Origin of the sequence: Nocardioides sp. NPDC057577, assembly GCF_042801335.1 — a bacterium.
Lineage (GTDB): Bacteria > Actinomycetota > Actinomycetes > Propionibacteriales > Nocardioidaceae > Nocardioides.
The window spans coordinates 1-12,448 of the sequence record NZ_JBHVGB010000176.1 but is presented as its reverse complement, the minus strand read 5'-3'; the positions used below and the strand labels follow the sequence as shown (position 1 = coordinate 12,448).

10 protein-coding genes are annotated in these 12,448 nt (G+C 69.9%); 5 read left to right on the top strand and 5 right to left on the bottom strand.

Annotation, left to right across the window (positions count from 1 at the left end):
• Positions 1 to 91 precede the first annotated feature (91 nt).
• Positions 92 to 712, bottom strand: a complete 621-nt coding sequence (locus ACFU7D_RS24770; RefSeq protein WP_378732594.1) for a TetR/AcrR family transcriptional regulator — start codon at positions 710 to 712, stop codon at positions 92 to 94.
• A gap of 206 nt (positions 713 to 918) precedes the next feature.
• Between ACFU7D_RS24770 and ACFU7D_RS24765 the strand changes: the two genes are divergently transcribed.
• Genes ACFU7D_RS24765 through ACFU7D_RS24745 form a run of 5 tightly spaced genes read left to right on the top strand, consistent with a single transcriptional unit; the run spans position 919 to position 6,768 of the window.
• Complete coding sequence (locus tag ACFU7D_RS24765; protein WP_378872341.1) at positions 919 to 2,082, top strand: oxygenase MpaB family protein; 1,164 nt, start codon at positions 919 to 921, stop codon at positions 2,080 to 2,082.
• A 28-nt stretch (positions 2,083 to 2,110) separates the two neighbouring features.
• Complete coding sequence (locus tag ACFU7D_RS24760) at positions 2,111 to 3,346, top strand: oxygenase MpaB family protein (RefSeq protein ID WP_378872339.1); 1,236 nt, start codon at positions 2,111 to 2,113, stop codon at positions 3,344 to 3,346.
• 1 nt (position 3,347) lies between these two features.
• Positions 3,348 to 5,636: a molybdopterin cofactor-binding domain-containing protein gene (locus tag ACFU7D_RS24755; RefSeq protein ID WP_378872336.1), complete on the top strand. Its 2,289-nt coding sequence runs from the start codon at positions 3,348 to 3,350 to the stop codon at positions 5,634 to 5,636.
• A 26-nt stretch (positions 5,637 to 5,662) separates the two neighbouring features.
• Entirely contained in the window at positions 5,663 to 6,157 is a 495-nt protein-coding gene (locus ACFU7D_RS24750; RefSeq protein WP_378872334.1) for a (2Fe-2S)-binding protein, read from the top strand.
• Positions 6,158 to 6,177: 20 nt separating this feature from the next.
• Positions 6,178 to 6,768 (top strand): TetR/AcrR family transcriptional regulator, encoded by a 591-nt coding sequence (locus ACFU7D_RS24745; protein WP_378872330.1) that lies wholly within the window; start codon positions 6,178 to 6,180, stop codon positions 6,766 to 6,768.
• 9 nt (positions 6,769 to 6,777) lie between these two features.
• On the opposite strand, the gene ACFU7D_RS24740 is transcribed toward ACFU7D_RS24745, so the two are convergent.
• Genes ACFU7D_RS24740 through ACFU7D_RS24725 form a run of 4 tightly spaced genes read right to left on the bottom strand, consistent with a single transcriptional unit; the run spans position 6,778 to position 12,355 of the window.
• Positions 6,778 to 7,758: an NAD(P)H-dependent flavin oxidoreductase gene (locus ACFU7D_RS24740; RefSeq protein WP_378872327.1), complete on the bottom strand. Its 981-nt coding sequence runs from the start codon at positions 7,756 to 7,758 to the stop codon at positions 6,778 to 6,780.
• Complete coding sequence (locus ACFU7D_RS24735) at positions 7,751 to 9,910, bottom strand: 3-hydroxyacyl-CoA dehydrogenase NAD-binding domain-containing protein (RefSeq protein WP_378872324.1); 2,160 nt, start codon at positions 9,908 to 9,910, stop codon at positions 7,751 to 7,753. The genes ACFU7D_RS24740 and ACFU7D_RS24735 overlap by 8 nt, the downstream gene beginning before the upstream one ends.
• 41 nt (positions 9,911 to 9,951) lie before the next feature.
• Positions 9,952 to 11,160 carry an acetyl-CoA C-acetyltransferase gene (locus tag ACFU7D_RS24730; protein WP_378872322.1) on the bottom strand — a complete coding sequence of 403 codons (1,209 nt, stop codon included), beginning with the start codon at positions 11,158 to 11,160 and terminating at the stop codon, positions 9,952 to 9,954.
• 31 nt (positions 11,161 to 11,191) lie between these two features.
• Positions 11,192 to 12,355, bottom strand: coding sequence for an acyl-CoA dehydrogenase family protein (locus tag ACFU7D_RS24725; RefSeq protein WP_378872320.1), 1,164 nt, complete (start codon positions 12,353 to 12,355; stop codon positions 11,192 to 11,194).
• Positions 12,356 to 12,448 lie beyond the last annotated feature (93 nt).

The following is a 12,448-nucleotide window of genomic DNA, read 5'->3' as shown; positions in this document are numbered from 1 at the left end:
CTCGTTCTAACGAGCCGACTCGGCGCGAATCTGGGTCAGGACGAGCCGACTCGACGCGAATCCCGGTCAGGACGAGCCGACTCGGCGGGGGTCAGGCCGGGGCGGACTCCTCGGTCAACGCCGGGACGGTGACGCGGACGAGACTGATCAGCGTGTCGCCGAGGAGCCGCTCCAGATGCTCACGCGGAGTGGGCGCGCCGAGCAGCCAGCGCCGGGTGACGGTGGTCGCGAAGGCGGAGTAGCCGTGCAGAGCCGTGCGTACGGCAGGGTGCGACCGGACCGCGTGCAGCCCGGCGAGCTCGCAGATCTGGTCGACCATGCGCTCGATGTAGTCCTCCAGGATCACCGAGATCTCCTCGTCGCGGGACTCGCCGAGGAAACCGGAGACCGCCAGCCAGGCGTCCTTGCGAGCCACGACCATGTCCACCCACTCGGCCACGCTGCGGCCGATGCGATCCTCGACGGTCGCACCCTCGACATAGGCCGGCATGGGGAGGCGAGGCACGTCGACGAGCCGGCCGATGACGGCCAGATAGAGATCGCGCTTGGTCGGGAAGTAGTGGCTCAGCAGGCCACGGCTGACCCCACAGGCCCGAGCGAGCTCGGTCGTCGAGACGTCGTCGTAGCGCCGCTCGGCGAAGACGTGCGCCGCCGCCGCGACAATCAGGTCGCGCCGGCGATCGGCCTGCATGCGTACTCGCGGAGTTGCCATGTCCCCCATCCTTCCTCACCCGACCGGCTCACGCAGGCACAGGACACACTTTATCGGCAATCTGCCAATTACTACTGGCAGATTGCCGATAGTGGCTCTACGCTATCAGGGCCGAAGTGACGCGGATCACTTCGATGACTCGATGATGAGGAGTGGTGGCAGTGGCAGACCTCAGCAGACGAAAGCTCTTGGTCGCGGGCGGAGCGGTGAGCGCAGCAGCACTGACGACCCCGCTGTGGACGTGGCCGGCCTCGGCCTCGATCGCCCGCTCCGGCGCGGGTGCCGACCCGTCGGCGGTGTGGGACCCGGAGGCCGACCAGGTGGTGGCCGACCTGATCCAGCACGGTGACGTGGACGCCGTCAACGACGCCCTGCGCGGCTGGACGCGCAACGACCAGCCGACCCCGACCGCGCTGCCCAGCGACCTGTACGCCTTCATCGAACAGGCGCGTCAGTTGCCGTCATGGGCGAACGAGGCCAAGCTCGCCGACGCCTTCGAGTTCACCCAGCGCTGGGGCCTCTACCTAGGCGTCCTCTACGGGATGAACAGCGGCATGATGTCGACCGCGATCCCCCGCGAGGCCCGGGCGGTCTACTACTCCTACGGCGGCAGCGACATGCGCGACCGGATCAAGAAGACCGCCAAGCTGGGCTACGACATCGGCGTGAACGGCGCCTTCGGCCCCTCCGGCGAGATGATCGTGACCTGCGTGAAGACGCGCCTGATCCACGCCGCCGTACGCCACCTCCTCCCCCAGTCGCCGCACTGGGTGGCGGCCGCCGACGAGGAGATCCCGATCAGCCAGCGCGACATCATGGTGACCTGGCACAGCCTGGCCTCCTCGGTGTGGCAGAAGCTCGACGAGTGGGAGGTCGAGCGGCCCGCCGATCTCAGCGAGGGCTACCTGCACGTGTGGCAGGTGACCGCCCACATGCTCGGTGTCCGCGACGAGTACATCCCGGCGACGTGGGGCGACGCGCTCAGCCAGCGCGAGCAGGTGCTGGTGCCGCTGCTGGCCCACACCGACGAGGGCGTCGCGCTCGCCGACATCCTGCTCGACTTCGGCGCCGAGATCGACGGGACGCTCTTCACCCGGCCGGCCCTGGAGTCGATGAGCCGGTTCATGCTCGGCGACCAGGTCGCCGAGTGGCTCGAGCTCCCCCGACATCCTGCCCTCGACACGACGATCAAGGTCGGCTGGCCCGTGTTCGTCGCCTTCCGCGAGTCCGGCCAGCCGCTCTCGCTCGCGCCACCGACCTACTGGATGTTCGACGAGTTCATCCGCAAGGCGGTGCTGCTGTTCCTCGCCCGCGGGGAACAGATCAGCATCGAGATACCCACCGGCAACAACCCCGGCTACCCCAGCTGACCGACCCTCCTCGAACCAAAGGAGCATCATGCACGAGCTCAGCCGACGTAAGTTCCTGGTCGCATCCAGCATCGCGGCCGGCGCCGTCGCCTCCCTGGGCGGCCCGATGGCCGCCGCCCGGGCCGCCGTCCCGTGGACCTGGGACCCCGCCCTGTCCGTGGCCGGGAGCGGCACCGGCATCGACCCGCAGTGGCTGTGGGACGACGAGATCGACTACCTCATGGGCGAGGTCCTCAGGCGCGGCGACGTGCCCGCGATCAACGCCGCCATCCTCGACTGGAACCGCAACGACCAGCCGCTCCCGGACGGGCTGCCCGGGGACGTACGCGACTGGATGGCACGAGCGCTGCGTCTGCCCGACTGGGCGGACATGGGCAAGCTGCGCGCCGCGGCGTCGTTCAACACCAAGAACGGGCTGCTCCTCAACCTCTGCAACGGGCCCGGCGGCGGGATGCTCTCGACCGCGATCCCCCGCGAGGCCAGGGCGGTCTACTACTCCAAGGGCGGCGCGGACATGGAGGACCGGGTCGCCAAGACCAGCATGCTCGGCTTCGCGGTCGGCGACCCCAACGCCTACGAACCTGACGGCAAGGCCCAGGCGCAGGCGGTCAAGACGCGGATGGTGCACGCCGCCGTACGCAACCTGCTGCCCGAGTCGCCGCACTGGGTCGAGACCAGCGGCGGCCAGCAGATCCCGATCTCGATCGGCGACATCCTGATCACCTGGCACAGCCTGGCGACCTGGACGATGCGCAAGCTCGTCGAGTGGGACCTGGACATGACCTCCGCGGAGAAGGCGGGCTATCTCCACAACTGGCAGGTCAACGCCTACATGCTCGGCGTGCCCGCCGAGTACATCCCCGCCACCTGGGCCGCCGCGAACCAGCAGTCCGACCAGCTGCTCGACCCGATCCTGGGGCCGACCTCGGAGGGAGTGATCCTGACCGACGTCCTGCTCGGCCAGCTCGCCGAGCAGACCAGCCCGGGATCGTTCTCACGACCCGCGGTCGACGGGCTGGCCAGATATCTCGTCGGCGACAAGGTCGCCGACTGGGACGGCATCACGCCGCGTCCGTTCTGGGAGTCGACGATCCGGGCCGCCTGGCCGTGGTTCATCAAGATCCGCCAGGGCGCGGTCAGCCTGCCGCTGGCGCCGGCACTGGCCTGGACCATCGACGAGGTCGCCCGGCAGTACCTGATGTTCTACCTGACCAAGGGACAGGGCACCGCGATCACCATCCCCGACGGCAACCGCACCTTCTGACGTGGAACCGCTGCGCAGGCGTACGTTCCTCGGCTACGTGCTCGCCGGCCCGACCCTGGTCGCGGCCGCCGAGCTCACCTCGGCAGAGCCGGCCAGGGCGGCCGGACCGGCGGCACCGGCGGCCGACGGGATCCCGTGGCCCGAGCCGACCGAGATCCTCGACCTCAACGACTTGATGACGGTGGCCGCGATCCCGACGGCGAGCCTGATCACCGTCGAGGTCGGCGCCGACGGCGAGGTGCGCTTCGCGCTCCCCCGCGCCGAGGTGGGTCAGGGGATCACCACGTCCTCGGCGATGCTGATCGCCGAGGAGCTCGGCGTGCCGCTCGACCGGGTCCACGTGAGCCTGGCCGACGCTCGTCCCGAGCTGCTCTTCAACCAGCTCACCGGCGCGTCGAACACCACCATCGCCACCTACACCCCGATCCGGGTCGCTGCCGGGATCGCCCGCGCCCGGCTGCTGGCGTCCGCCGCGGCCGAGCTCGGGTCCCGTGTCGAGGCGCTGACCATCAGCGACGGCCTGGTCGTGGGCGGGAGCCGGCAGATCCCGATCGGCGACCTGGCGGCCCGGGCCGCGAGCGTACGCACCGAGCAGGTGAGCGTGACCCTGAAACCGGACACGGACTTCACCGTGATCGGCACGCCGCGCACCCGGGTCGACGCCCGCGCCGCGGTCACGGGACGCAAGCAGTTCACGATGGATCTCCAGGTTCCCGACGCGCTGCCGACGATGGTCTGCCGGCCGCCGACCATCAACGGCACGGTCCGCTCGGTGGCCAACGCCGCCGACGTACGCACCATGCCGGGTGTCACCGACGTGGTCACGATCTCGACCGGGGTGGCCGTGCGGGCGCGCACGTTCGGGCAGTGCATCGACGCGGTGCGGGCGCTGAGGGTGACCTGGGGCCCCGGAACCGCCGAGGGCAAGGATGACGAGGACGTGCTCGAGGAGCTGCGCCGCACCGAGGCGCCGCTGGGCCTCCCGCCGCTGACACCGTCGGTGGAGGCGACCTTCACGTTCCGGTTCCGCAGCAACAGTGCCCTGGACACCAACTGCGCCATCGCCGACGTACGCCCCGACCGGGCCGAGATCTGGTCGTCGTTGAAGTCGCCGATCGTCGCCCAGGAGACCATCGCGGCCCTGCTCGGGCTGCCGATCCCAGCGGTCAGGGTGCACGTCACCCAGGGCGGTGGCTCGTTCGGCCGCCGGCTCTTCTTCGACGCCGCCCTGGAGGCGGCCGAGGTCTCCCGGAAGATCGGCAAGCCGGTGAAGCTGATGTGGCACCGGGCCGACGACTCCCGTCAGGGCCGCGCGCACCCGATGGCGAGGTCACGGGTGCGGGCGGCGTACGTGGGCGGCACGGTGCTCGGCTACCAGCAGTCGCACACCAGCGTCTCGACCGACCTCGGTCACGGTCTCGGCGAGATCATCACGGCGCTGGCCGCCCAGATCCCGGTCGGCGACAAGGCCTTCTCCCAGGTCTTCTTCCAGCTCTCCCAGGCCATGCCCTACAACTTCGGGCCGGCCACGCGGGTGCTCAAGGAGACCGACAAGAGCTTCAACACCGGCTCGATGCGCAACGTCTACTCCCCCGACGTGACCTGCGCGCGCGAGCTGATCGTCGACCGGCTGGCCGCGAAGACCGGCAAGGACCCCTACCGCTTCCGCCGCGACCACCTGCGCAACGCCCGCGACCGCGCGGTGCTCGACCGGGTCGCCGAGGCCGGCGAGTGGGGCCGGAGCCTTCCCGACGGGGTCGCCCAGGGCATCGCCTTCCACGGCGAGTACCACTCCACCAGCGCGGTCCTCGTCGAGATCGACACGCGCCCGGAGACCGTGGGCCGGCAGGTCCGCGACGCCGTCACCGGACCCCGGGTCACCAAGGCGGTCCTGGCCGTCGACGTCGGCACCGTGGTCAACCCGCGCGGCCTGGAGGCGCAGATGATGGGCTGCCTCATGGACGGCATCGCCCAGACGCTCACCTCCAGCCTGCACCTGCGCGACGGACACTTCCTGGAGGCGAGCTGGGACAACTACTTCTACACCCGGCAGTGGAACACCCCGCCCGACGTACGCGTCATCATCGTGCCCGGCTCGGGCGAGCCCGGTGGCGCCGGGGAGCTCGGCGTGGCCCCCTCGATGGCCGCGGTCGCCTGTGCGTACGGCCGGGCGACCGGGACCATGCCGACCGACTTCCCCATCAACCACGGCACGCTCTCCTTCGAGCCCAAGCCGACCGTCCCGCCGGTCCCGGCCTCGCCGACCGACGGCCTGACCTTCCTCCGTTGAAAGCCCCCACCAGAAAGGGAGTGCACGTGCCCACCCACACCTTCCGGGTCAACGGCGAGCAGATCAGTGTCGAGGCCGAGGATGACGTACGCCTGCTCTGGGTGCTCCGCGACCTGCTCGGCGTCACCGGGCCGAAGTACGGCTGCGGGATCAACGTCTGCAAAGCCTGCACCTCGCACCTCAACGGTCGTGCGTTCAACCCGTGCGCCGTCCCGGTCGCCGACCTGGAGCCGGACGACGACGTCACCACGATCGAAGGGCTTCCGGCGAGCGTCGGCGAGGGTCCGGACGGCCTGCACCCGATGCAGCAGGCGTGGCTCGAGCACGACGTCTCCCAGTGCGGCTACTGTCAGCCCGGCCAGATCATGGCCGCGGTCGACCTGGTGCGACGCGTCTCGGCGGAGGGACGCACCGTCACCGACGCCGACCTGGACACGATCCGCAACATCTGCCGCTGTGGCACCTATCCGCGGATCCGACAGGCGATCATCGACGGGGCGGCACGGATGCCGCAAAACTGAATCTGTATTAGAATTCAGCCGTGGCATCGAAGTCCGAAAAGACCCGCAAACGCATCCTGGACGCGGCGGCGACCGTGCTCTCGCAGAGAGGATACGCCGGTATGCGCCTGGGCGAGGTCGCGGAGGTCGCCGGAGTCCAGGCGCCGGCGATCTACTACTACTTCGCCTCCCGCGACGAGCTGGTCGAGGAGGTCATGTGGGCGGGCGCCCACGACGTACGCGTCCACGTCGAGGAGGCCGTCGCGGCGCTCCCCGACGGCACCGCTCCTCTCGACCGGATCATGACCGCGGTCGACGCCCACCTCCGCTACGAGCTGGAGATCTCCGACTACGCGACCGCCTCGATCCGCAACGCCCGGCACGTACCCGAGGCGCTGCGGGACCGGCCTGCGGCCGAGGAGTCGCTCTACAGCCACATCTGGCGCGACCTCTTCGACGAGGCGAGGAAGGAGGGCACGATCCGGGACGATCTCGACATCACGACGTTCCGGATGCTCCTGCTCGGTGCGATGAACTGGGTCGTGGAGTGGTGGCGGCCCGAGACCCGCAGCCTCGAGGAGGTGATCGCCGTCGCCCAGGACATGGTGCGACGGACGGTCACCTCCCCCTGACCACCGGGGTCAGCCGAAACGCCCGACCGCCCGGGTCAGGACCTCCTGAGCCTCGGCCACGATCCGGGTGACGATCTCGCCCGCGGGCGGGACGTCGTGGATGAGGCCCTGACACAGGCCCGTCGACCAGATGCCGGCCTCCAGGTCGCCCTCCTCGAAGACCAGGCGCCCGCGAGCGCCGGCGACGAGGGACTGCACGTCGGGGAACGTCCCGCCCTCCTCGAGGATGCGTACGACCTCGTCGCTGACCGTGTTCTTCGCGACTCGCGCGGTGTTGCGCAGCGGCCGGAAGATCAGGTTGGTGTCGAGCTCGCTGTTGGCGACGATCTGCTCCTTGACCGACTCGGCGACCGGCGACTCCTGCGAGCACAGGAACCGGGTGCCCATGTTGACGCCGTCGGCGCCGAGCACCAGGGCCGCGGCCAGGCCGCGACCGTCGGCGAACCCACCCGAGGCGATGAAGGGGATGGTCAGCGCGTCGGCGGCCGCCGGCACCAGGACCAGGCCGGGTACGTCGTCCTCACCCGGATGGCCGGCGCACTCGAAGCCGTCGATCGAGACCGCCGCGACGCCGACCTTCTGCGCCTTCACCGCGTGCCGGACGCTGGTGCACTTGTGGATCACGGTCACCCCGTGCTCGGCGAAGAACTCCATGTGCGGCTCGGGGCTGGATCCCGCGGTCTCGACGATCGTGACACCGGAGTCGACGATCGCGCGCCGGTACTCGTCGTAGGGCGGCGGGTTGATCGAGGGCAGGATGGTCAGGTTGACCCCGAACGGCTTCTCGGTGAGCTTCCGGGTCCGCTCGATCTCCAGGGCCAGATCGGCCGGCGTGGGCTGGGTCAGCGCGGTGATGATGCCCAGCCCGCCGGCCTCGGAGACGGCCGCGGCCAGCTCGGCGCGGCCGACCCACATCATCCCGCCCTGCACCACCGGGTGGTCGATGCCGACCAGCTCGGTGAACCGGGTGCTGAGCCGCGACTCACTCATAGAGCTCACCCCGCTCGGCCCGTTCGACCAGCGAGGCGGGCGGCAGGAACCGCTCGCCGTAGGCCTCGGCCAGCTCGTGGCAGCGGGTGACGAAGCCGGGCAGGCCACCGTCGTACTGGTTGGCGTACTGCAGCACGCCTCCGGTCCAGGCCGGGAAGCCGATGCCGAGGATCGAGCCGACGTTGGCGTCGGCGACGCTGGCCAGCACGCCCGCGTCGAGGCAGGCGATGGTGTCGAGCGTCTCGGCGAAGAGCATCCGCTCCTGCAGGTCCTTCAGCGGCAGCTGGGTCCGACCGGAGCCGTAGTGCTCGCGTACGCCCGGCCAGATGCCGGCGCGCCTGCCCTCGGCGTAGTCGTACCACCCGACGCCGTCCTTGCGACCGGTCCGGCCCTGGGAGACCATCCAGTCCGAGACCGCCTCGGCGGGGTGCTCGATCCAGACACCGCCCTCGGCCTCGGTGGCGGCGCGGGTCTCCAGCCGGATCTTGCGCGGCAGGGTCAGGGTGAGCTCGTCGAGAAGCTGCAGCGCCCCGGCCGGGTAGCCGGCCTGGAGCGCAGCCTGCTCGACGCTGACCGGCTCGACACCCTCACCGACCGCGGCGACCGCCTCGTCGATGAACCGGCCGATCACCCGGGAGGTGAAGAAGCCGCGGGAGTCGTTGACCACGATCGGGGTCTTGCGGATCTGCAGGACGAAGTCGAAGACCTTGGCCAGGGTCGCATCCGAGGTCTGCTCGCCGCGGACGATCTCGACCAGCGGCATCTTGTCGACAGGCGAGAAGAAGTGGATGCCGATGAAGTCCTCGGAACGCTTGACGCCCTCCGCGATCACGGTGATCGGCAGCGTGGAGGTGTTGGAGCCGAGCACCGCATCGGGCTCGACGACCTCCTGGATCTCCTGGAAGACCCCCTGCTTGACCTCGACGGACTCGAAGACCGCCTCGACGACGAAGTCGACACCCTCGAAGTCGGCGGGGTCACCGGTGGCGATGATCCGGGCGAGCAGGGCGTCGGACTTCTCTTGGGTCGTACGTCCCTTGGCGAGCGCCTTGGCCTCCAGGGCGCGCGCGTAGTCCTTGCCCTTCTCGGCCGCCTCGGCGCTGACGTCCTTGAGCACCACGTCGATGCCCACCTTGGCGCAGACGTAGGCGATCGCAGCGCCCATCATCCCGGCGCCGATGACCCCGACCTTGGTCGCCTGGAAGCGCTCATAGCCCTCCGGGCGGCTGGCCCCGTCGGTGATGTGCTGCTGGTCGAAGAAGAACGCCTTGATCATGTTCTTGGCGACCTGGCCGTTGGTCAGGCTGACCAGGTAGCGGGTCTCGATCTTCGAGGAGGTGTCGAAGTCGACGTACGCACCCTCCACCGCCGCCGCGAGAGCGGCCCGGGGCGCGGGCATCGGAGCGCCCTTGAGCTGCTTGCGCAACAGCGCGGGCAGGGCCGGGAGCATGCCGGAGACGCCGGGGCTGCGTACGTCCCCGCCGGGGAGGCGGAAGCCCTTGACGTCCCACGGCTTGACCGGGGCCGGGTTTTCAGCGATCCACTGCCGTGCCCGGGTCTCCAGCTCGGCCGCGTCGGCGACGAGCTCGTCGACGATGCCGACCTCGAGGGCCTGGCGGGCGGTGAACCTGGTCGCGGGCAGGATCACCTCCTGCAGCGCCTTGGCCAGGCCGAACATCCGGACCATGCGGGAGATGCCGCCGCCTCCGGGCAGCAGCCCGAGGCTCACCTCCGGGACACCGAAGCGGCTGGAGCGGTCGTCGAGGGCGATGCGGTGGTGGGCGCACAGGGCGACCTCGAGCCCGCCGCCCAGCGCGGTGCCGCCCAGCAGGGCGACGACCGGGTGGCCGTTGGTCTCCAGGCGGCGCATCCAGTCCTTCATCCGGTCGATGTAGGCGGTCTCCTCGGCGGCCCGCGAGGCGTCGCCGGCGCGGAGCCGGTTGAGGTCGCCGCCGGCGAAGAAGGACTTCTTGGCGCTGGTCAGCAGCACGCCGGTGACGTCGTCGTGCTCGGCCTCCAGGCGGGTGACGACCTCCTCGAGGCCGATCATGAACGCGTCGTTCATGGTGTTGACCGACGACTCGGGGTCGTCGAGGGTCAGGGTGACGATGCCGTCGGTGCCGCGCTCATAGCGGATCCCGGACTTGGTCATGGGGGTGTGTCTCTCTTTCTCGTCAGGCTCGGCAGGCGTCGTCAGACGCGCTCGATGATGGTGGCGATGCCCATGCCGGCTCCGACGCACAGCGTGGCCAGGCCGCGGCGGCCGCCGGTGCGCTCGAGCTCGTCGAGCACGGTGCCGAGGATCATGGCGCCGGTCGCGCCCAGCGGGTGGCCCAGCGCGATCGCGCCACCGTTGACGTTGACCTTCTCGTCAGGGATCTTCAGGTCGCTCTGCCACTTCATGACCACGGCGGCGAAGGCCTCGTTGAGCTCGAACAGGTCGATGTCGTCGACGGTGAGGTTCGCCTTCGCGAGGGCCTTCTCGGTCGCCGGGGTCGGGCCGGTGAGCATGATGGTCGGGTCGGAGCCGGTGACCGCGGTCGCCACGATCCGAGCCCTCGGGGTGAGCCCGAGCCGCTCCCCCACCTCCTTGGTCCCGATCAGCACCAGCGCGGCGCCGTCGACGATGCCGGAGCTGTTGCCGGCGTGGTGGACGTGGTCGATCTTCTCGATCCAGTGGTACTTCTGCAGCGCCACCGCGTCGTAGCCGGCCTGCTCGCCGGCGGCCGCGAAGGACGCCTTCAGGGCACCGAGCGAGTCGACCGTCGTGCCGGGACGGCGGTGCTCGTCGGTGTCGAGGAGGGTGACGCCGTTGACGTCCTTGACCGGCACGACCGACTTCGCGAACCGGCCCTCGGCCCAGGCGGTCTCGGCGCGCTCCTGGGAGCGCGCGGCGTAGGCGTCGACGTCCTCGCGGGAGAAGCCCTCGATCGTCGCGATCAGGTCCGCGCCGATGCCCTGGGGCACGAAGTAGGCGTCGTAGGAGGTGGTCGGGTCCTGGGCGTACGCTCCGCCGTCGGAGCCGATCGGCACCCGCGACATCGACTCGACGCCGCCGGCCAGGACGAGGGTCTCGAACCCGGAGGCGACCTTCTGGGCGGCCAGGTTGACCGCTTCCAGGCCGGAGGCGCAGAACCGGTTGATCTGCACCCCGGCCACGGTCTCGGGCAGACCCGCGACCATGGCGGCGGTGCGGGCGATGTCGCCGCCCTGCTCCCCGACCGGGGAGACGACACCGAGGACGATGTCGTCGACCACGCTCGGGTCGAGGCCGGGGTTGCGCTCCCGGATCGCATCGATCAGGCCGACCACCAGGTCGACCGGCTTGGTGCCGTGCAGGGCGCCGCCGCGGTTCTTGCCACGTGGCGTACGGACGGCGTCGTAGATGAAGGCGTCGGACACGGATGCCCCTTTCGATGAGTGGAGGACGGTCTCAGAGACCGAGGTCGCGGCCGACGATCTCTTTCATGATCTCGGTCGTGCCGCCGTAGATGGTGGTGATGCGGGAGTCGAGGTAGTCCTGCGCGATCCGGTACTCGAGCATGTAGCCGTAGCCGCCGTGCAGCTGGACGCAGCGGCCGACGACCTGGACGTACTGCTCGGTGGTCCAGAACTTCGCGGCGGCCGCGTCGACAGCGCTCAGCTCGCCGCGGGAGTGCCGGGCGAGGAGGTCGTCGATGTAGGAGCGGCTGACCCGGACGGCGGTGACCATGTCGGCCAGCTCGAACCGCGTGTTCTGGAAGGAGCCGATCGGCTTGCCGAAGGCCTGGCGCTCCTTGACGTACGTCAGGGTGCGCTCGAGGACGCCCTCGGAGGCGGCGACAGCGTTGGCGGCGATCGAGATCCGCTCCTGGGGCAGGTTCTTCATCAGGCCGAGGAACCCGCTGCCCTCCTCGCCGAGCAGGTTGGCCGCCGGGACGCGTACGTCCTCGAAGAAGAGCTCGCTGGTGTCCTGCGCGTGCAGGCCGACCTTCTCCAGGTTGCGGCCGCGCTTGAAGCCGGGCATGTCGGCCTCGATCACCAGGAGGCTGATGCCCTTGTGCTTGTCCTCGCCCGTACGCACCGCGGTGACGACCAGGTCGGCGTTCTGCCCGTTGGAGATGAAGACCTTGGACCCGTTGACGACGTAGTCGTCGCCGTCCCGGACCGCGCTGGTGCGGATGCCGGCCAGGTCCGACCCGGTGCCGGGCTCGGTCATCGCGACCGCCACGATCAAGTCGCCGGACGCGATGCCGGGGAGCCAGCGCTGCTTCTGCTCGTCGTTGGTCAGGTCGGTGAAGTAGGGGATCACGATGTCGTTGGAGAGCCCGACACCGGCGAGGCCGTCGGAGACCGGGTGCCGGGCGAGCTCCTCGCCGAAGATCGCGTTGAAGCGGAAGTCGCGGGTGCCTCCCCCGCCGTACTCCTCGGGGATATTGAAGCCGAGCACGCCCGCCTTCGCGGCCTCGGTGAAGAGCCAGCGGTCGACCTTGCCCTCCTTCGCCCAGCGTTCCGCGTTGGGGGCCGCGTGCTTCTCGACGAACGCACGGGCGGTCTCCCGGAACGCCTCGTGGTCCTCGTCGTACAGGTTGCGATCCGTGGGGATGGCACCGCTCATCAGCTTCTCCGATCTGCCGTTTTTTAAATCGTATTAGATTTTAAAATGGTGTCAAGAGTCGGTCCCATCCCGCGCGCGCTCGCAAGACAAAGG

Excerpts from the sequence above, each read along its gene's own strand:
- ACFU7D_RS24770 (WP_378732594.1), bottom strand. The coding sequence starts at position 712 with ATGGCAACTCCGCGAGTACGCATGCAGGCCGATCGCCGGCGCGACCTG.
- ACFU7D_RS24760 (WP_378872339.1), top strand. The coding sequence starts at position 2,111 with ATGCACGAGCTCAGCCGACGTAAGTTCCTGGTCGCATCCAGCATCGCG.
- ACFU7D_RS24740 (WP_378872327.1), bottom strand. The coding sequence starts at position 7,758 with ATGAGTGAGTCGCGGCTCAGCACCCGGTTCACCGAGCTGGTCGGCATC.
- ACFU7D_RS24735 (WP_378872324.1), bottom strand. The coding sequence starts at position 9,910 with ATGACCAAGTCCGGGATCCGCTATGAGCGCGGCACCGACGGCATCGTC.
- ACFU7D_RS24725 (WP_378872320.1), bottom strand. The coding sequence starts at position 12,355 with ATGAGCGGTGCCATCCCCACGGATCGCAACCTGTACGACGAGGACCAC.